The 19,262-nt window shown below is 65.4% G+C and carries 16 protein-coding genes; 6 read left to right on the top strand and 10 right to left on the bottom strand.

The window, feature by feature from the left end; translation table 11 throughout:
• Positions 1–14 precede the first annotated feature (14 nt).
• Complete coding sequence (locus B4N44_RS07195) at positions 15–467, bottom strand: SRPBCC family protein (RefSeq protein WP_296698599.1); 453 nt, start codon at positions 465–467, stop codon at positions 15–17.
• 119 nt (positions 468–586) lie between these two features.
• Here B4N44_RS07195 and B4N44_RS07190 point away from each other — a divergent pair, with 119 nt between their 5' ends.
• Positions 587–1,777 carry an acyltransferase family protein gene (locus B4N44_RS07190; protein WP_296698598.1) on the top strand — a complete coding sequence of 397 codons (1,191 nt, stop codon included), beginning with the start codon at positions 587–589 and terminating at the stop codon, positions 1,775–1,777.
• A gap of 121 nt (positions 1,778–1,898) precedes the next feature.
• Here the strand turns inward: B4N44_RS07190 and B4N44_RS07185 are convergent, their stop codons facing one another.
• The 7 genes from B4N44_RS07185 to B4N44_RS07155 all read right to left on the bottom strand — a co-directional run bounded on the left by B4N44_RS07185 (position 1,899) and on the right by B4N44_RS07155 (position 10,990).
• A complete protein-coding gene (locus tag B4N44_RS07185) occupies positions 1,899–2,660 on the bottom strand; it encodes a DnaJ domain-containing protein (protein ID WP_296698596.1) in 762 nt (253 codons plus the stop codon).
• A gap of 7 nt (positions 2,661–2,667) precedes the next feature.
• The gene (locus B4N44_RS07180) at positions 2,668–3,387 is read right to left on the bottom strand and encodes a VWA domain-containing protein (protein ID WP_296698594.1); all 720 of its coding nucleotides are present in this window, start codon (positions 3,385–3,387) and stop codon (positions 2,668–2,670) included.
• 203 nt (positions 3,388–3,590) lie between these two features.
• Positions 3,591–5,567, bottom strand: a complete 1,977-nt coding sequence (locus tag B4N44_RS07175) for an ATP-dependent DNA helicase (protein WP_296698592.1) — start codon at positions 5,565–5,567, stop codon at positions 3,591–3,593.
• A 41-nt stretch (positions 5,568–5,608) separates the two neighbouring features.
• Entirely contained in the window at positions 5,609–6,568 is a 960-nt protein-coding gene (locus B4N44_RS07170; protein ID WP_296698589.1) for a tetratricopeptide repeat protein, read from the bottom strand.
• Positions 6,568–8,919: a penicillin-binding protein 1B gene (gene mrcB, locus B4N44_RS07165; RefSeq protein WP_296698586.1), complete on the bottom strand. Its 2,352-nt coding sequence runs from the start codon at positions 8,917–8,919 to the stop codon at positions 6,568–6,570. The genes B4N44_RS07170 and mrcB overlap by 1 nt, the downstream gene beginning before the upstream one ends.
• Positions 8,920–9,227: 308 nt before the next feature.
• Positions 9,228–10,016 carry an ABC transporter permease gene (locus tag B4N44_RS07160; protein WP_296698582.1) on the bottom strand — a complete coding sequence of 263 codons (789 nt, stop codon included), beginning with the start codon at positions 10,014–10,016 and terminating at the stop codon, positions 9,228–9,230.
• On the bottom strand, positions 10,013–10,990 hold the full coding sequence (locus tag B4N44_RS07155; RefSeq protein WP_296698579.1) for an ABC transporter ATP-binding protein: 978 nt from the start codon (positions 10,988–10,990) through the stop codon (positions 10,013–10,015). Before B4N44_RS07155 ends, B4N44_RS07160 begins: the two co-directional genes overlap by 4 nt.
• 97 nt (positions 10,991–11,087) lie before the next feature.
• Here B4N44_RS07155 and B4N44_RS07150 point away from each other — a divergent pair, with 97 nt between their 5' ends.
• A complete protein-coding gene (locus B4N44_RS07150) occupies positions 11,088–11,849 on the top strand; it encodes a TSUP family transporter (protein WP_296698575.1) in 762 nt (253 codons plus the stop codon).
• On the opposite strand, the gene B4N44_RS07145 is transcribed toward B4N44_RS07150, so the two are convergent.
• Positions 11,831–12,442, bottom strand: a complete 612-nt coding sequence (locus B4N44_RS07145; protein WP_296698573.1) for a hypothetical protein — start codon at positions 12,440–12,442, stop codon at positions 11,831–11,833. The genes B4N44_RS07150 and B4N44_RS07145 overlap by 19 nt on opposite strands.
• A gap of 108 nt (positions 12,443–12,550) precedes the next feature.
• Complete coding sequence (locus B4N44_RS07140) at positions 12,551–12,940, bottom strand: cobalamin biosynthesis protein (RefSeq protein ID WP_296698569.1); 390 nt, start codon at positions 12,938–12,940, stop codon at positions 12,551–12,553.
• A gap of 89 nt (positions 12,941–13,029) precedes the next feature.
• On the opposite strand from B4N44_RS07140, the gene B4N44_RS07135 reads away from it, so the two are divergent.
• The 4 genes from B4N44_RS07135 to mutS all read left to right on the top strand — a co-directional run bounded on the left by B4N44_RS07135 (position 13,030) and on the right by mutS (position 19,005).
• Entirely contained in the window at positions 13,030–13,779 is a 750-nt protein-coding gene (locus tag B4N44_RS07135) for an MBL fold metallo-hydrolase (RefSeq protein ID WP_296698566.1), read from the top strand.
• An 80-nt stretch (positions 13,780–13,859) separates the two neighbouring features.
• The gene (locus B4N44_RS07130; protein WP_296698563.1) at positions 13,860–14,672 is read left to right on the top strand and encodes a slipin family protein; all 813 of its coding nucleotides are present in this window, start codon (positions 13,860–13,862) and stop codon (positions 14,670–14,672) included.
• A gap of 526 nt (positions 14,673–15,198) precedes the next feature.
• Complete coding sequence (locus B4N44_RS07125) at positions 15,199–16,188, top strand: DUF3782 domain-containing protein (RefSeq protein ID WP_296698561.1); 990 nt, start codon at positions 15,199–15,201, stop codon at positions 16,186–16,188.
• 228 nt (positions 16,189–16,416) lie between these two features.
• A complete protein-coding gene (gene mutS, locus B4N44_RS07120) occupies positions 16,417–19,005 on the top strand; it encodes a DNA mismatch repair protein MutS (RefSeq protein WP_296698558.1) in 2,589 nt (862 codons plus the stop codon).
• Positions 19,006–19,262: the final 257 nt, after the last annotated feature.

Genomic DNA, 19,262 nt, shown 5'->3' with positions numbered 1-19,262 from the left:
GCGCTCCGGTGCGCTCAAGCGGTGTCGACGAGTTCCGACTCGATGAGACCTTTGAGATTGTGGATCACGCGCTCCGCGCCGTCCTGAGCCGCGATCCGGATCAGCTTCTCGAAGGGGCGCAAGGCCAAGCCCAGGCGTGCAAGCTCGAAGATAAAGATGAGATGTGTATGCTCGCCGATCGGCTCGAACCGATACTCGATCAGGTAGGGATCGGTCGTCCCCCTGAAGGAGACGCGGCGGCCGGACTCGAGCGCGACGACGCGAAACCGACTGTCGGTGCGTCGTCCTTGGTCGACACGAATCTGTCGGCCGATCCAGCCGACGCGGATCGGGCCCTGCGTTATCGCCTGAAGACTCTGCACCTCGGGCGACCAGCGTGGATAATTGTGGAGGAAGTCTTCCACGACGAACCCGAAGACCTGCGCGGGCGGGAGTCGAATCAGTGTCTGTGCTTGGGTCTTGACCATGGGTGATAACGTCCCCCGACGCGCGCTGTGAACGAGGCAAGCAGGACCGAACAGGGATCTTCGCAGAGAATGGGGCCTTGCGTAACTGTCCAAACCCGAGATTCGCCGAGGCCCCGAGATTGAATCCCAACTCGACCGACAGAAACGGCGCGCTCGACGGCATTCGCGGTCTCGCGATCCTCTGGGTCTTCGCCTTCCACGCCAACGCCTTGTTGGTTGACTGGCCATCCGGGGCGTCCCCGGGGTGGGGTCAATCGCTGGCCGAAAAAGGCCTGCTCGGCGTGCAACTCTTCTTCGTGCTGAGCGGCTTTCTGCTGGCGCGACCCTGGATGCAGGCGGCCGAGGCGGGCACGCCCTACCCACGCGTCGGACGCTTCTTCGCCCGCCGAGCTCGCCGGATCGTCCCGACCTACTGGGTCCATCTTGCCCTCTTGTTCGGGCTGATTTTGCCGATCCTGCGCGGTGCCTACACGATTCTGGGGACCGACATCGGACAGACCAACCTCTGGCTGCACATCCCCTTGCTGCACTTTCTGCACCCCGGCAGCTCCAGCTCGCTCGGGCTCAACATGGCCCTGTGGAGCCTGAGCATCGAGGCACAATTCTATCTGCTCCTGCCGGTGCTAGCCCCCTTGTTCGTCCGCAACCGGGTCTTGGTCGCACTCCCGACAGCCCTGCTGGTCGCGCTGCTGTGGAAAACCTATGCGCCCGGGTGGCTGATGGAGTGGGTCTATCTGAACGTTTCACCGTCCCGATTGATCTTCTTCGATCCGGTCTCCGGCCGCCCCGGTCCCTTCCCGCTCGAGATGATGCGATTCTTTCTGGAGAGACAATTGCCTGGCGAGATCATCGCCTTTGCACTCGGGATGGCGGCAGCCAACCTCTACACGCGTCTGCGCTCGGTCGAGCCGGTGCGGCAACGGTTGCGCGCCATCGACATGGGCGCATTCGCCTTCCCGCTGCTCGCGGCGCCGATACTGATCCATCTCTCGTTCGGCGAGATCTTGACGGGCGTCGGGTGGCGACTCCTCGGCATGCCGCTCTTCCTCGTCGGCTGCACGCTGCTCGTACTCGCCGCAGCCTTTCGCACCCCGTTGATCGAGCGGATCTTCGCCGGGCCGGTCCTGATGCCGATCGGCATCATCAGCTACAGCCTCTTTCTTTGGCACGAACCGGTGCTGCGACTCATCGCGACGGGCCGCCTGCTGCCGAACGCGTGCGACGGCACACCCTGCCGCATCGCACTCGCATTGGGACTCGCCCTGCTCGTCGCAGCGGCTTCATATTTCCTGACCGAGCGACGCCGGTGACCGCGGGCGTAGAGTGCCGGGGCATACATTCCGTAATCCTAAACCGCGCCGGCTCGGAGGTTCGTGGATTCAGTCCCAAGTCGATCCAAACCGAAACAACGCATATCACACTCTGCGCGGTTCAGTCCCCCAGCAACAAGCGCTTGGCCTCGTTGATCTTCGCGGCCAGATAATCCGACCCGCCGCGATCGGGATGCAGACGCTGCATAAGCCGCCGGTGGGCTGCACGGATTGCGTCGGCATCGGCGTCCGGTTCCAGCCCGAGGATCGCCCGGGCTTCGGTTTTGGTCAGACGCTCACCGTGCGGAGGCGCGCGACCGGGACGGCCGCTTCCCTCATCGCTTGCGCGCCAGTCGGCCTCGCGCTCGCGGTCGAGATAAGCCTCCAGCACTGCGGCCGATTGGGCATCGGCGTCACGATAGAACTCGAGGATGCGGATCAGCTCGTCGAGCGTGAGATCCGAGAGCCGGCGATCCTTGAAGGGGCCGTCGAGGACGTCGCCGTCCATCGTCCCGCTCGCATGATCGAGGCGCATCTCGAGGAACTTCGTGCGAATACTCGATGCCCGGGCGCCGCCGCCGGCACCGGCTCCGCCGGGTCCGGCCAAACCACCCAGACCGAGACTGCGCAGCGCCTGCTGGATGGCGGGGAAGAGCCGCACGACGGCGGCCGCGCGCAGGACCAGCGGGATTGCCGCGCCGATGGCTGCGAAGATGGGGCTCAGCCGTCCGGTCGCCGCGGCAAGGACCAAGACGCCGATGACACCCCAGAACGCGGCCTTGCGCAGCACCTGGCTGACCCGGTGCGCCGGGGTCGCGCGAAACCAGTATAGAAACCACAGAACTACACCCAGGATTCCGAGCAGGATCAGCAAACGCGCCATGCGAACCTCAGGTCCCTTTTTTCGTCATTTGGTGGGTCAATTGAAGAACGGCGCCGCCGTGGGTCTCGCCGTAGTGTGTCAGCGCCGCCCGACCGCCGGCGGCATAAACAGCCACAGCTGCAAGCAAATCGTGAAGCATCCGGGGGCTGCTGGAATCGAACGGGCACCAGGCCCCACCGCTTAAGCGAGCGATCTCGCGGAAGCTCCGCTCGGTGGCCGGATCGCGACCTTCTTGGAAGATAAACGCCGGTATGCCCGAGAGCCCGAGCCGTCCGGCCAGGTCGGCGAGACGATCGCGACTCTCTTCCATGCAGTCGCCGACGAACACCAGCGCATCGACACGCCCTTTCTTGGCCTCGTCCAAGGCATGTTGCAGGACACGACCGATCTGGGTCAGACCGGCCTCGCAGAAGACCCCGTTCATGCGTTTGAGCAGCGCATCCGAATCCTGAAGCCAAGGCGAGGTCGAGAAATCCCGGAAGCCGCGGTAGTAGCAAAGCTGAACCTCGAGCCCACCCAGGTCGCGCGTCTCGATGAACATGCCGGACTGGATCTGCGCCGCCCGATCCCAGGTCGGCTCGCGACTCGCCGTCGCATCCATGGCGAAGATGAGACGCCCGCGCGCGCCGGGCGGGCCGACGCGCGGGGTCGCGGCGACCTGGCGCAGGAAGGCGCTCACATCGGTGGCATTGGCGGGTGATTCGAGATCGGTTCGTTTCGAGGTCATCTCAGATCGTTTCCGTCGTCATGGCCGCGGCGACCTCGGGTCGAGCGCCGCGGATCCGGGGCATTCGACTGACGCGAGGGGCAAGCATTCCCGAGGCGGGCCTGGCGTGCGCCGCGCGCCGCGAGTTTCCGTCAACGACATCTCTGCGGGTGCTCGATAGGGGAGAAATGCCGGCATCGTCGGCCTCGATCAAGCGCACGGGGTCAGGTCGGGGCCTCGACGGGCGCGGCTTGGGCAGCCTCGACCGACTCAGGTGGATGATCATCGGCCTGCGGTGCCGTCGCGAAAAAGGCCCTCACGTCGTCGATCGAGCGCGTGCGGGCCATGGCCGGCAGGCTCTCCAGGAAGCGATGGCCGTAGGATCGGCCCAGAAGACGCGGGTCGCAGACTACCAGCACGCCGCGATCCTCGCCGTCGCGGATCAGCCGACCGGCACCCTGCTTCAGGGCGATCACGGCCTGCGGGAGCTGATGATCGTTGAAAGGGTTGCCGCCGCGGCGCCGCACGGCGTCGATCCGCGCGGCGAGCACCGGATCGCCGGGCGAGGCGAAGGGCAAGCGGTCGATGAGCACGCAGGACAGCGCCTCGCCTCGCACGTCGACACCCTCCCAAAAGCTGGATGTCCCCAAAAGGACGGCGTTGCCGAGCGTTCGAAAACGCTCGACCAGATCGGCCCGCGGTGCGGTGCCCTGGACCAGGATCGGATAGGGGATACGGCCTTCCAGACCCTCGGCCGTCTCGCGCAATGCGCGGTAGCTCGTGAACAGCAGGAAGGCACGCCCGCGGCTGTAGCCGAGGACCTCGCAGGCCAGCTCGATCAGATGGCTGTTGTACGCGGGCTCGGACGGCTGCGGCAGACCGCGCGGGACGAACCAGAGCGCCTGATTCGCATAGTCGAAGGGGCTGTCCCAGCGCTCGGTTTGCGCCTCCTCGATCCCGAGCTGACGGGCGAAATGATCGAAGCGCTCGCCCACGGCCAGCGTCGCGGAGGTAAAGACCCAGGCGGTTTGGGGTCGCCCCATCTGCGCGCGGAAGGGCTCGGCCACCTCGAGCGGTGTCTCGTGCAGCCGAAACCCGCGTCCCTGGGTCTCGAACCAGCGCACAGCCTCGGGCGGCTCGACCGATGTCAGACGCTGCAAGGCGTCGCCGAGACCCTCGGCGCGTCCCAGGCAGGCGTCCAGACCCTTGCCGCGACCCTCGACGGCCTGCAGTCCCTCGGTCACGGATGCCAGACGCCGCACCAGGGTCTCCAGCGCCTTCAAGACCTCCGGCACGCCGGCAAGCTCGCTCCAAGGCCCGCGGCGATCGATCTCGCCGAGGCCCAGACGTAGATCCTGAACCGCTCGACGCAGCGCCGAGAGCCGTTTGGGCAGCTCGGGCAGGTCGCCGGCCTCGCGCCGATACTCGAGCTCGCTGTCGCGAACCAAATCGAGCAGTTGCCGAGCACTGACGCGCACGCCGAAGAAGCTGGTCGCCGTCTCGGGCAACTGGTGGGCCTCATCGAGCACGAAGCAGTCCGCACCCGGCAGGATCTCGCCGAACCCCTCGTCCTTGAGCGCCAGGTCGGCACAGAAGAGATGGTGATTCACGACCACCAGATCCGCGGCCTGGGCCTCGCGACGCGCAGCGACTAGATGGCAGCCCTGCCAGTCCGGGCAATCCTGACCGAGACAGTTGTCGCCGGTCGAGGTCACGCTCGGCCAGACTTGGGCATCCTCCGGGATCCCCAGCTCGGCGATGTCGCCGCGCGTCGTCGACTTCGACCACTCCTGGACCTGCTTCAGACCACTGCGCGACTCCGGATCCAGGTGCGCGATGTCGTCGATCGCGAGCTTCAAACGGTGGCGGCAGAGATAGTTGGCGCGTCCCTTCAGCAAGGCAGCCCGTACCGCAACGCCGAGCGCGGCCCGAACCAACGGCAGATCGCGATGAAACAACTGGTCCTGCAGGTTGCGCGTCCCGGTGGAGATCAGGACCTTGCGCCCGGAGAGGATGGCCGGCACCAGATAGGCGAAGGTCTTGCCTGTGCCGGTGCCCGCCTCGCAGATGAGAGTGCCGCCCTCCTCCATGAGTGCTGCGATCCGCTCGGCCATCGCCTGTTGCTGCGCACGATGGGCGAAACCGGGCAGACGCTCGGAGAGCCGACCATCCGGACCGAAGATGTCGCCGAGATCGGCCATGGCGGGGGCGTGGTGCCCTGAGTGAGCCGCCGTCGGCTCGCTCAGTTCCCGCTCGCCCGCTTCTCCGCCTCGGTCGCGCCGGCGATATCCCCGGCGCGACGTTTGGACTCCGCGATGACCCGCCAATTGTCCTGCTTGACGTTCGGCGTGTCGCCCGCGAGATCGTTCGAGCGAGAGGCCAAATTGCCGGCTTGCGCGGCCTGACCTTGCTCCAGACGGACACGGGCGAGACGATTCCAGAGATAGGCCTCGCGCGGTGCAATCCGCAAGGAACGCTCGAGTGAAGCCGCTGCCCCGGCATAGTCACCCGACTGGCGCTGTTGCTCGGCTTGGCGGGCCAAGGCGTCCGCGGCCGGCGGCAGACCCGGTGCAGCCAGCGGTGGTGCCGGCGGGGCCGCAGCAACCTGCACAGGCGGAGCCGGCGGCGGTGCGGCCGGCGCGGGAGCAGGAGGCGGCTGCGGGGGCGCCTCGGCCCGAGCGGGTGCGGGCGGGGTCGGGGGCGCCTTGGCCTCGGGCTTGGGCGGCGTCTGCGCGACCTTCGGCTTGGGTGCTGCGGGCGTCGGAGGCTTCGCTGCAGCAGGCGCGGGCGCCGGCGGGGTGGTCCTCGCCTGATTGGGCGCCTGCGTCGGCGTCGCTGGCGGCTTGGCAGCAGGCGCAGGCTTGGCCGGAGTCTGCGCAACACTCGGCGCGGCGGCGGCCGCCGTTGCCGGAGCCGATGGCTGGGCAGGTGCTCGGGCGGCATCCGCGGCGACGGCCGGGTCGGGCGCGGGTGCCGGATCGGGCTCGGCGGCGGGATCCCGATAGGCAAAGACCCTGGTTTGCTGCTTCTTGGGCGCTGCGGGTTGCTCCACCGGCTCGGGCTTCGCGGCCGGCTCGGCCTTCGCGGCAACGGGCTCGCGGGGCGTGACCTGCAGAACCGGCGCCGGATCGCCCTCGCGCTGTCCTGTCGCACAGGCCGTCAACACCAAACCTGCCATCAAGATCGCTGGAACTCTAGTCATCAGTTGTAAAAATCGCTCATAAAAAGATTCTTGCTGGACGACGCCTTAGGCGCCGCCTCGGGTTTGGGCGCAGGTTCGGGCTCGGCAGCGGATTGCTCGCCCGCCTGAGCCAGATCCTGCGTGTTGCCGCTCGCAGGCACAGACTTCTTGTCGCCGCCTGCGCCGCCGCGTGCGGCCGGTGCCGTGCCGGCGACGTAGGGTGCCTCGCCCTTGCCGGCCACGACTACACCGTCCGGCGGGACATCCGACAGCGGCTCGTTGGGGATGGCCAACATGAAATCACCCCAGACACGCAGTGCGCCGGTGCCTCCGGCCAGCCCCATGGGCTGATAATCATCGCGGCCGACCCAGACGACGGCAACCTTGTCGCCGCTGAATCCGGCATACCAACTGTCGCGCATCTCGTCCGTGGTGCCGGTCTTGCCGGCCATCGTCATCCCCTTGGGCAATTTGTCGCCGAGCCAGCGCGCGGTACCGTGCGTCACGACGCGCTGCATCGCCCAGGTCGTCAGATACGCGGCACGCGGATCCACAACCGCCTCGACGGCCAGCGGATAACGGTTGAGCGGCCGCCCGTTGGGGTCCATGACCTCGCGGATCGCCCGCAGCGGCGCCCGATAGCCCCCGGCGGCGATCGTCTGGTAGACCTGCGCAACCTCCAAGGGCGACAAGGAGACCGCGCCGAGCAGCATCGCGGGCACCTTGCTGATACGCCGCTGTGCACCGAGGCGATAGAGCGTCTCGGTCACTTCGGTGATGCCGACGCTGAGCCCCAGATGGACCGTCGCCAGATTGAACGAGCTGCTCAGTGCGCGATGCAGCGGCACGGCCCCGTTGACCCGGCGGTCGTAGTTCTTGGGCGCCCAGATCTTGTCGCCGACACGCATGCTGACCGGCGTGTCCTGCAGGCTGGTGGTCAAGGAATAGCGCTCGGGCTTGGACAAAGCGGCCAGATAGATGGCCGGCTTGACCAGCGAGCCGATGGAGCGGACCGAGTCGAGCGCTCGGTTGAACCCTGCATAGCCGGACTCGCGACCGCCGGCAAGCGCAAGCACCTCGCCTTGGGCGACCGAGGTGACCACCGCTGCGGCTTCGAGCGAGCCGGCCTTCATCCGGCGCGACTTTTCAAGATCGGACAGGCGCGCCGGAAGCGATTTCTCGACCTCGGACTGCACCAGGGGGTCGAGCGTCGTGAAGATGTTCAGGCCCTCGGACCTGAGATCCTCCTCGCGATAGTCACGTTGCAGTTGGCGCCGAACCAGGGAGATGAAGTCGGGATATTCGCCGACAGGGCGGCCTCCGCCCTCGGCGATCCCGAGCGGCGCGCCCTTGGCCGCCGCAGCGTCGGCGGGACTGATAACGCCGTCGCGCGCCATCAGATCCAGCACCAGATTGCGCCGTTTGAGCGCAGACTCGGAACGACGCCGCGGATCCAGGCTCGACGGCGCTTGAACCATTCCCACCAAAAGCGCCGTCTCCGGGACACCGAGCTCTTCGATCGGCTTGTTGAAGAAGAAACTGCTCGCCAAACCGAAGCCGTGGATCGCCCGACTGCCGTCCTGGCCCAGATAGATCTCGTTGGCATAGGCCTCGAGGATTTCGTCCTTGCTGTAGCGCCGCTCGAGCAGCAACGCCATCAGGGCCTCGTTGATCTTGCGCTCGAAGGTCCGATCCGCGGTCAGGTAGAAGTTCTTGACCAACTGCTGGGTCAGGGTGCTTGCGCCCTCGACCACGCCCCCGGCGCGCACGTTGCTGAAGGCGGCACGCGCGATCCCGCGCGGATCCACGCCGACATGCCGATAGAAGCTGCGGTCCTCCACCGCGATCAGCGTGCGAATCAACAGATCGGGGATCTCCTTGCGGCGCAGCAGGACGCGATCCTCGTTGTGGGTCGGGTAGATACTGGCGATCAACATCGGATCCAGGCGCACCAGTGCCGGGGCCGGACCGCCGGACGCATCCTCGAGCTCGGCGACACGCCCCTCGACGAGTTCGACCTTCAGGGCGTAGGCGGGCTCTTCGCCGTCCCAGAACCGAAATGAGCGCGTGCGGATCAGAAAGCGCTCGCCGTCGCGGCTGTAGCTGCCGGGCGCATCCGGGGCGGCGGTCCGGCGATAGTTCAGACGGTCAAGCTCGGCCTGAAGCTGGTCCCCGAGCAGCGGTCGATCCGCATAGAGCTCCAAGGGACGCGCAAAGACCCGGGCCGGCAATGCCCAGCGTTGCCCCTCGAATTTGCCGCGTACCACGCGGTCGAGATGAATGCTGTAAAGGGTGCCGGCGAGACCGACGCCGACCAGAATCAGCAGGACCCAGCGGAGTAGAAATCCGCCGATCCCGCGGCGTCGACGCATGGGGACGCGACCTGGACGTCGTGCCACGTCAGCGCCCCCGCTCGGAGCAGGAATCCGAGCCGGCACCGAGCAGGTCCACCGCGTGACGCGGCGCCGTGCTCATCGGCAAGGGATGGATGAAGAGAACGCCTGGATACATCGGGTGGGCGATCCTTTTATGGAAGTTTCAGGTGCTTATGGTCCCACTTGCCGCATGAGGATACAACCTGAGGGGATCAACGGAGCGAGCTTGGGATGCTGCGCGGATGCTTCTCGAGGCCGTTGCGCAACAGGCATCGTCTGCATCGGCCGATACGGATCGCCGTCGATCAGGTCTTGATCCCGACCCCGCGACGCAGGAGGTGCAGACTGAAGGCCCCGAGCACCAAGATGAAGATCGCGATGATCCCGAACGCAATCCCGACGGGGATGTCGCTCACGCCTTGGAGCCCGAAGCGAAAGGCGTTGACCATATAGAGGACCGGATTGGCGAGCGACACGCCCTGCCAAAACGCCGGCAACAGCTCGATCGAGTAGAAGACGCCGCCCAAATAGGTCAAGGGCGTCAGCACGAAGGTCGGCACGATCGAGATGTCGTCGAAGCTGTTGGCATAGACGGCATTGATGAATCCACCCAGCGCGAACAGCACCGCCGTCATCGTAATCACCAGCAAGGTCACGGCAACACTGTGAATCCGGATCTCGGTGAAGACCATGGCGACCAGCATGACGGCCAACCCGACCACCAGACCTCGCGCGACGCCGCCGGCCACATAGCCCGCCAGGATGACCCAATCGGGCGCAGGCGAGACCAACAACTCCTCGATGTAGCGCGAAAACTTGCTGCTGTAGAAGGACGACACGACGTTGGAGTAGGCATTGGTGATGACGCCCATCAGCACCAGACCCGGCACGATGAAGTCGAGATAATCCAAGCCGCCCATCGTGCCGATCCGATCGCCGATCAGACGCCCGAAGATCACGAAATAGAGCGTGGTCGTGATGACCGAGGGCAGGATCGTCTGGACCCAGATCCGGGTAAACCGCAGGATCTCCTTGATGAAGATCGTCTGAAAGCTGATCCAGTGACGATACCAGCCGACACCCTGCCTGCTCACGCAGTCACCTTGCGCGCGGCATCGGGCGCGTTTGCCGGATCCGAGCTCGACCACCCGGCGTCGGCACGGCGATCGACCATTTCCAGAAAGAGTCGCTCCAGGCGGTTTTGCTTGTTGCGCAGGCTGATCACCTCGATCCCGTTGCGCGACAGTGCCTCGAATAAACCGTTCACGGTGTGCTCGCGGCTCATCTCCACCTCGAGCGTACAGTCATCGAGGTGTTGGAGCACGAAGCCGCCGAGCTGAGGCAGCTCGGAGAGCCGACCCTTCAGATTCAGCACGAAGGTCTCGGTATTGAGGCGGTTGAGCAACGTCAACATGCTGGTCCGCTCGGCAATCTCGCCGTGGTTGATGATGGCGATGTGGCGGCAGAGGCTCTCCGCCTCTTCGAGATAATGGGTCGTGAGGATGATGGTCGTCCCGCCGGCGTTGAGCTCGCGCAGGAAGGTCCACATCGAGCGACGGATCTCGATATCCACGCCTGCGGTCGGCTCGTCGAGGATCAGCAGCCGCGGCTCGTGCACCAATGCCCGCGCGATCATCAAGCGCCGCTTCAGACCGCCGGAGAGCTTGCGCATCTCGGTGTCGCGACGGTCCCACAGATCAAGCTGCTTGAGATAACGCTCGGCACGCACCTTCGCCTCGCGCCGCGGGATCCCGTAGTAGCCGGCCTGATTGACCACCACCTCAACCACCGGCAGGAAGAGATTGAAGTTGAACTCCTGCGGCACGAGACCGATGAATGACTTCACCAGCTCGGGCGTGCGATCCTGATCCTCGCCGAAGACCCTCACGCTGCCGTCGGTCTTGTTCACCAGCGAGGCGAGGATGCCGATAAAGGTCGATTTACCTGCCCCGTTTGGTCCCAGCAGCGCGAAGAAATCCCCCTCCTCGACGGTCAGGTCGATCCCCTTCAGGGCCTGGAAACCGCCTTTGTAGGTCTTGGTGAGCTGCTGTACGTCGAGTGCGGGCATCGTGGTGTCGGCTAGGGTCTTCAATGTCGTGACGTGAGGGGCGCAGATTGTAACCAGGTTCTTCGATTTCAACTGAACGGCGAGGACGCAGACCCGAGTGGATTCCCCCGAGATCGCCTTGATCCTGTTTGGCCTCGCCCTCGTGGCGGGCTTTGTCGATGCCATCGCCGGCGGCGGCGGACTCATCACCATCCCGGCCCTGCTCTGGGCCGGTCTGAGCCCGGTCGAAAGCCTGGCGACCAACAAGGCGCAGGCAGTCTTCGGCAGCGGCAGTGCGACGATCCACTTCATGCGCAAGGGCCTGATCGAGCCGCGCAGCGCGGCCTTCACGGTCGCCTGCACCTTGGTCGGCGCCGCACTGGGCGCGATCCTGGTCCAGCAGATCGACAGCGCCGCGCTGCAGCGCCTGATCCCGATGCTGCTGGTCGGGTTCGCGCTCTACTTCCTCTTCTCGCCGCGGGTCTCGGATCTGGACTCGCACCAGCGCCTGTCGACGCCGACCTTCGCCATGACCGTCGGAGTCGGCGTCGGCTTCTACGACGGCTTCTTCGGCCCGGGCACCGGGACCTTCTTCGCGATGGGCTATGTCGCGCTTCTCGGCTACAACATGCGCCGCGCCACCGCCCACACCAAACTGCTCAACTTCACGAGCAATCTGGCGGCGTTGATCTTTTTCATGATCGGCGGACAGGTCGTCTGGATCGTCGCCGCCTCGATGGCCGTCGGCCAACTGATCGGTGCTTGGCTGGGCTCGCATCTGGTGCTCAAGCACGGGGCGGTACTCGTGCGACCCATCCTGGTCGTGTCCTCGGTCCTGATCTCGCTCAAACTCTTCCTGGATCAGTTCAACGGGGCCTGATCCGGTGCGCGAGCGGCGGCCTGTCGAGCGAGCGCGGCGCCCGAGAGCCAGAACAGGGCCGGATCGTCCTCGCGCGCAAGCTCGCCGTCGCGCATGATCAGCAAGCCGTCGGGCACCGTCCAGGTCGCGACACCGTCGCCGGTCTCCTCGCCCTCCTCCGACGCCCGCGCATCATCGACCCCACCGACACGCCCCTCCACCCAGTCGCGCACCAGCGGATGGTAGATGCGACGGTACGACACCTTGACCGCACGCAGCCCGTCGCCGACCAGGAACAGGGTCACCGAGGATGCCGGAAGCCCGTTGAAGGCACCGATCTCGGCGGCGCAGAGACGGTCGCCGAATGGATTCGCCCCGTCAGCACACTGAAACACAAGTTTGGGGAAGGTCTCGCGGATCTGCCCCTCGCTCAAAGCACTGGTGAAGGAATCCAAGGCCGCGTTCAGCTCGGGCTTGCCGAGGAGGAACATCAGGGCTAGATCGGTGCGCCGCTGCCCGTCCTCGGTGAAGGCCAGCCAGTAAAAGGGGCCGAAGACGAGCGCCAGCATGAGGAGCGTCTTGTAGAGACGGGGTAACTTGAGATCGTGTCGCATGGCGGCATTCTAACGAGAAGCGCAGATCGAGACCCAACTAACCTGCGTTCGGTTGCCGGAGTTCGGTTGCGCGTCGAGCGCGTGCATCCAAAGCGTCCGGCTCGCGTCTCACCGTCGCCAAGCCGCGATCGACAAGGTGACATGCTTACCGTCCTCGCCGCGATGTTTGTACTTTTCCAGCAGCAGATCGCCGATCTCGGCACCGGCTGCCAAGAGTGCCGCCGCCTCTGCAACCGCCGGAACACCGAGGTGGCGAAGCACCTGCGCCGACGGATTGGGCACCTCGATGCACGCGAGCGCCGTGGCCGGATAGATCACCAGCGGCCAACGACGCGCTGCAGCCAAGGCCAGGATCGCAGGCTCGTCGCCTTTGCGGTCGATGGTCGCCAGCCAGCGCACATCCACGGGGCCGACGCGCGCCAAGGCCGACGTCAACGCGGCCTCCAGCGTGCCGAGCCCCGCCCCGCGGTCACAACCGACACCCATCGCGACTTCCATCCACACCCCCGATCGAGCGTACCGCATGGCACGGTTCAGGGGCGCTACCATACACCGCTTGCACACGCCATTCTCAACGGAGGACCACAATGCTGTTCAAACAACTGTTCGAGCCGATTTCCAGTACCTACACCTATCTGCTCGCCTGCGAAGAGACGGGCGAGGCGATCTTGATCGACCCGGTGCTGCCCACCTGGCAGCGCGACCTGGGCGAGGTCTCCAAGCTCGGACTCAAGCTCGTCTACACGCTCGATACCCACGTCCACGCCGATCACATCACCTCCGCACTGACGCTCAAGCGCGAAGCGGGCAGCCGCATCGCGCATCCCGCAATCGACGCTCTGACCTGCGTCGATGTACCGATCGAGGAAGGGACACCGCTGGCGGTCGGCAGTCTGCGTATCGACCCGCTCTTCACCCCAGGTCACACCGACGGCCATCATGCCTACCGGATCGGGGAGCGGGTTCTCACCGGCGATGCACTCCTGATCGATGCCTGCGGTCGCACCGACTTCCAGAGCGGCGACCCGGCGGCCCTGTATCACAGCGTGGCCGGCAAGCTCTTCTCGTTGCCCGAGGAGACGCTGGTCTACCCCGGCCACGATTACGAGGGACGCTGGGTCTCGAGCATCGCGCAGGAGAAGACCCGCAACCCGCGGCTCGGCGGCAACCGCTCGCTCGAGTCCTTCGTCGAGCTGATGAACGGGCTTGATCTCGCCTATCCGAAGTTCATCGACTATGCGGTCCCCGGCAACCGGGAATGCGGCGTCTGTCCTCCCGGCGTGCCGGACAACCTCAGCCAGTATTGCGACCAGATCGGGGAGAGCCGGCAGGGCTGACCAGCCTTCACACCAGCGGAGCACAATCACAGACAGCTTGTCGATGCTGGAGGGGAAAGACAGCAAAGGAGCTGATCGACATGCCGAATCCAGTCGGACGGTGGTTGGCGATGCTGATCATGGGCCTGATGGCGACCAATCCGGCTGACGTCCTGGCCAGAGAGGCATTGCTGATCGACCTTCAGGGTAGCATCGGCCCTGCAGGCGCTGCCTATGTGGAGGATGGTCTCGCCGTGGCCGAGGATCGCGGCGCCGGTCTGATCATCGTGGTCCCCGTGGTGCAAAACATGGAGGTCGTCGACCTGCGGGTCCAGGTGATGGACGTGCCCAGTCAGGACGTGATCTCACGCGACAATGTCTCGGTGAAGGTCAACGCGGTGGTCTACTTCCGCGTCATCGACCCCGAGAAATCCATCATCCAGGTGGAGGAGGTTCGGGATGCGACGAGTCAACTGGCACAAACTACGCTGCGCTCGGTGCTCGGTCAGCATGAGCTCGACGAGATGCTTGCCGAGCGCGACAAGCTCAATGACGATGTGCGCCGGATCCTCGACGCCCAGACCGATGCCTGGGGCATCAAGGTCGCCAACGTGGAGATCAAACATGTCGACCTGGACGAGTCGATGATCCGGGCCATTGCCCGTCAGGCCGAGGCGGAACGCTCGCGGCGGGCGAAGATCATCCATGCGCAGGGCGAGCAGCAGGCCGCCGAGAAACTCAAGGACGCAGCCCACATCCTGTCCCAAGAGCCGCAGGCCATGCAGCTGAGGTACCTCGAGACCCTGGGAGCAATCGCAGGCGACCGGACCTCGACAATCGTTTTCCCGCTCCCGATGGACCTGATGGAGCCCCTGATGAAGGCTGCTCGCAAGGCGGATCAGGCAGGATCCTGATGGTCGCATTCGCTTTGGCGACTGGTTGAGCCGGGCTTTCGAGGCTCGGTGTGTTCGATTCCGGCGCGAGAGACCGTGCGAGGTCATGACGGCCTTCGAGTCAACGAACCCTGCGGGCCGAGCGGGGAACGGCAACCGGGCGCATCACGTCCGAGTCTTCGGACGCACAAAGGGGAGCAACCAGGGACGATCCCGACCGCTCACGGCTCGGCCCGGGGCCGCACTGGATAGGCAGGCGTCCAGGGACAACCGCATGAAGACGACCTCGCGCGCTCATTGCGCTTTCCGCTCTGTTAGACTCGACCAAAGACCCGGAATCGCTTCTCGGCATCTAAACCGCCTCCGGAGCGAGCTGCTGATTTTCGAGAGGGTTCGACGTTTGGTGCAGCCACGGCCCTTAGCGGGGACGCGGTTTAAAATGATCTATTTTTTAATATCTTAAACCGCGCCAACTCCAGCGATCGTTAAGTCTGCCGGGGCCGATCCCATCCACAAACATCGCATACCGCGCTGGGCGCGGTTTAACATGACCACGGAATCCCTAAAAGACACCATCAAACGCGAGCTGCCGACTTGGCTGCGGGAGGATCCTGCGTTCCGGACCTATGTGCTCGAGTTGACACGCAACGAGTACGCCGACCGCAGGGAAACCGGAGATCGGTTCTACGAACTGCTCGGCGAACTACGTCGCGACCGCGAGAAGCAGGAACGCAAATGGGAGGCGAACCAGGCCGAGCTTGAGCGCATGCGCGAGGAGCAGGCGCAGACGTGGGCGGCGAATCAGGCCGAGCTCAAGCGCATGCGCGAGGAGCAGACGCAGACGTGGGCGGCGAATCAGGCCGAACTCAAGCGCATGCGCGAGGAGCAGACGCAGACGTGGGCGGCGAATCAGGCCGAGCTCAAGCGCATGCGCGAGGAAGACGCGCAGAAATGGGAGCAGCAGAACCGCCGCTGGGACGAGAACCAAGCCGAGCGGCGGCGCCTTTGGGACGAGAACCGAACCGAGCAGCGTCGCCTGTGGGAGGAAAACCAAGCAGAGAGCAATCGCCGCTGGGACGAGAACCAGGAAGAGCTCAAACGCCTGCACAACGAGATCATGGCCCAGGCGCAGAAATTCGATCGCGGCATCGGTGCGCTCGGCTCGCGGTGGGGACTTCAATCGGAGAAGGCGTTCCGCGACGCCCTGGCCGCCATCCTGGAGCAGAGCTTCGACGTGCAGGTGGTCAACGTCACCGACTACGATGACTCGGGCGAGGTCTTCGGCCGTCCCGACCAGATCGAGCTGGACGTCATCACCAAGAACGGTCTGCTGCTGATCTGCGAGCTGAAGTCCTCGATCGACAAGGCCGGGATGTACATCTTCGAGCGCAAGGCGCGCTTCTACGAACGGCGCCACGAGCGCAAGGCCAATCGCCTGATCGTCATCTCGCCGATGATCGACGGCCGGGCACGCAAGGTCGGCGAGCGGCTCGGGATCGAGATGTACGGCGATTCGACCGAGGTCGCGGCCGTCTGAACCGCGTCCCGAGTGATCCGGGATCTCGTGTGGACGGGGTGTCTCTTCGGATATCAAGAGCGCGGTGCCGGAAGCGGTTCAGGAATTGAAATGCCTTGATTCTTGAGAATGCCTCGATCCGGACTCGTTGGAGCATGAGCAACATCGAGCTCGCGACTGACACGGTGTCGTTCTGTTCGACCCTCCCGGCACTCCCACTCCGACTCATACCTCGGCATCTTGCAGGCAATGGATACACCAGACCAGAGTGCGCACACCCCGGTGATGCAGCAGTACCTCCGTCTTAAGGCGGAGTATCCGGAGATGTTGCTCTTCTATCGGATGGGCGATTTCTACGAGCTGTTCTTCGAGGACGCCGAGCGGGCCGCGCGGCTGCTGGACATCACCCTGACCAAGCGGGGGCAGTCGGCGGGCCGCCCGATCCCGATGGCGGGCGTGCCCTATCATGCCGCCGAGGCCTATCTGGCCCGCCTGGTTCGCAAAGGTGTCTCGGTAGCGATCTGCGAACAGATCGGCGACCCGGCCAAAAGCAAAGGGCCGGTCGAGCGCAAGGTGGTGCGCTTGGTCACGCCCGGGACGCTGACCGACGAAGCCCTGCTCGACGACCGGCGCGAGAACCTGCTCACCGCGATCGCCGAGGGGCGCGACGGTTACGGCCTGGCGTTTTCGGAACTGTCCAGCGGGCGATTCTCGGTCCTGGAGGTCGCCACCCGCGAGGCGCTGGCGAGCGAGCTGGAGCGCTTGAAGCCGGCCGAGGTCTTGGTCGGCGAGGACAGCCGACTCCCCGAGGCCCTGCGCATCGATCGCGGCGTCACCCGCCGCCCGAGCTGGCACTTCGACCGCGACACCGGCGAGCGTCTGCTCTGCAACCAGTTCGGTACACGCGATCTGAACGGCTTCGGCTGCGCGGGGCTGGATCTCGCCGTCGGCGCTGCGGGTTGTCTGCTCCAATATGTCCGCGACACCCAGTTCGCTGCCCTGCCCCATCTGCGCGGACTCACGACCGAGCAGCGCGACGAGGCCCTGATCCTGGATGCCGCAACCCGGCGCAACCTGGAGATCACCGAGAGTCTCGGCGGGCGTCCGGAGCACACGCTGGCCGGCGTGCTCGATCGCACCGCGACCGCGATGGGCAGCCGTTTGCTGCGGCGCTGGCTCGGCCGCCCCTTGCGCACGCGCTTGGAGGTGCAGTCGCGTCATGCTGCGATCGGGACACTGATCGACACGGGCATGCACGCCGACCTACAGAGCATCCTCGCCGCAATCGGGGATCTCGAGCGCATCCTCTCGCGCATCGCGTTGCGCTCGGCGCGACCGCGCGATCTGGCCACGCTGCGCGATGCGCTGGCCGTGCTGCCGGATCTGCGCGCACCGCTCGAGGGCTGCGACGACCCGCTGCTCTTGAGCCTGGCCGAGGCCGTCGGAACACATCCGGAGGTTCTGGATCTGCTTCGGCGCGCGATCATCGCCCAACCGCCGATGCTGATTCGCGACGGCGGCGTGATCGCATCGGGTCTCGACCCGGAGCTGGATCGGCTGCGCGAGCTCTCGAGCAACGCCGATCGTTTCCTTCTCGACCTGGAGACCCGCGAGCGCGAGCGCACCGGCATCCCCGGACTGAAGGTCGGTTACAACCGCGTGCATGGCTATTTTATTGAGCTGGGTCGCAGTCAGGCCGATCAGGTCCCGGAGGACTACATCCGCCGCCAGACGCTCAAGGGCGCCGAGCGCTATGTCACGCCGGAGCTCAAACGCTTCGAGGACGAGGTGTTGAGTAGTCGCGAGCGCGCGCTGGCGCGCGAGAAGGCGCTCTACGAGGATCTGCTCGGCACCCTCGCCGAGTCGATCGGGCCGCTGCAGATCAGCGCGGAGGCCATCGCGACGCTGGACGTGCTGGCTAATCTGGCCGAGCGCGCCCGCGCACTCGACTGGTCCCGGCCGAATCTCACCGACGAGGCGATCATCGCGATCGAAGACGGACGCCATCCCGTGGTGGAGATGGTGCTGGACGACCCCTTCATCGCCAACGGCCTGCGGCTTGATCGCCGCCGTCGCATGCTGGTCATCACCGGCCCCAACATGGGCGGCAAATCGACCTATATGCGCCAGAACGCCTTGATCGTGCTGCTGGCCTACAGCGGCAGCTATGTGCCGGCACGCACGGCGACCATCGGCCCGATCGACCGCATCTTCTCGCGGATCGGCGCCTCGGACGATCTCGCCGGCGGTCGCTCGACCTTCATGGTGGAGATGGAAGAAACGGCGAACATCCTGAACAATGCGACCGCCCAGAGCCTGGTGCTGATGGACGAGGTCGGACGCGGCACCAGCACCTTCGACGGTCTCTCGCTGGCCTGGTCCTGCGCCGTGGAGCTGGCCACGCGCATCGGCGCTTACGGGCTCTTCGCGACCCACTATTTCGAGCTGACGACCTTGCCGGAGGAACATCCGGGGATCGCCAACGTCCACCTCGACGCCGTCGAGCATGGCGCCCGCATCGTCTTCATGCACGCACTGCGCGAGGGTCCGGCCAATCAGAGCTACGGCTTGGCGGTCGCCGCACTGGCGGGTGTGCCGGCCCTGGTGATTGCGCGGGCACGCGAGCGGTTGCGTGAGCTGGAGGCGGGTGCGCGGCGACATGCGGAGCGCGATGCCGTGCAGCTCTCGCTCTTCCCGCCGGATCCCGAGCCCGCCCCGCCGCATCCGCTTCTGGAGGCCATGGATGCAATCGAGCCGGACGGCTTGACTCCACGCGCCGCCTTGGCGTTGATGTATCAGCTGAAGGATCTCTCGGCCGATCCGGCATCTGCCCCTTGACTACCAGGTGTGTCGGAGTGCTTTCCGCTTCCGCGATCTAAATCGCGCCCAGTGCGGCATGCGATGTTTTTGGATGGGATCGGCCCCGGCAGTTTTGACGACCGCTGGAGACGGCGCAGCTTAAGGTATTAAAAAATATATTATTTTAAACCACGCTCACGCTAAGGGCCGTGGCTGCACCAAGCGTCGAGCGCACTCGACACTGAGCTTCTCGCTCTTGACGCGGTTTAGGTCGTTGGGTTTTCCTCATCGCTACC

It is taken from the genome of Thiocapsa sp. UBA6158 (assembly GCF_002423035.1).
GTDB lineage: Bacteria > Pseudomonadota > Gammaproteobacteria > Chromatiales > Chromatiaceae > Thiocapsa.
This window is presented reverse-complemented; position numbering and strand designations above follow the sequence as displayed.

Coding starts and splice junctions, on each gene's coding strand:
- B4N44_RS07170 (WP_296698589.1), bottom strand. CDS start 6,568: ATGACTAGAGTTCCAGCGATCTTGATGGCAGGTTTGGTGTTGACGGCC.
- mutS (WP_296698558.1), top strand. CDS start 16,417: ATGGATACACCAGACCAGAGTGCGCACACCCCGGTGATGCAGCAGTAC.
- B4N44_RS07195 (WP_296698599.1), bottom strand. CDS start 467: ATGGTCAAGACCCAAGCACAGACACTGATTCGACTCCCGCCCGCGCAG.
- B4N44_RS07185 (WP_296698596.1), bottom strand. CDS start 2,660: ATGGCGCGTTTGCTGATCCTGCTCGGAATCCTGGGTGTAGTTCTGTGG.
- B4N44_RS07130 (WP_296698563.1), top strand. CDS start 13,860: ATGCCGAATCCAGTCGGACGGTGGTTGGCGATGCTGATCATGGGCCTG.
- B4N44_RS07180 (WP_296698594.1), bottom strand. CDS start 3,387: ATGACCTCGAAACGAACCGATCTCGAATCACCCGCCAATGCCACCGAT.
- mrcB (WP_296698586.1), bottom strand. CDS start 8,919: ATGCGTCGACGCCGCGGGATCGGCGGATTTCTACTCCGCTGGGTCCTG.
- B4N44_RS07145 (WP_296698573.1), bottom strand. CDS start 12,442: ATGCGACACGATCTCAAGTTACCCCGTCTCTACAAGACGCTCCTCATG.
- B4N44_RS07125 (WP_296698561.1), top strand. CDS start 15,199: ATGACCACGGAATCCCTAAAAGACACCATCAAACGCGAGCTGCCGACT.
- B4N44_RS07140 (WP_296698569.1), bottom strand. CDS start 12,940: ATGGAAGTCGCGATGGGTGTCGGTTGTGACCGCGGGGCGGGGCTCGGC.
- B4N44_RS07175 (WP_296698592.1), bottom strand. CDS start 5,567: ATGGCCGATCTCGGCGACATCTTCGGTCCGGATGGTCGGCTCTCCGAG.
- B4N44_RS07135 (WP_296698566.1), top strand. CDS start 13,030: ATGCTGTTCAAACAACTGTTCGAGCCGATTTCCAGTACCTACACCTAT.
- B4N44_RS07155 (WP_296698579.1), bottom strand. CDS start 10,990: ATGCCCGCACTCGACGTACAGCAGCTCACCAAGACCTACAAAGGCGGT.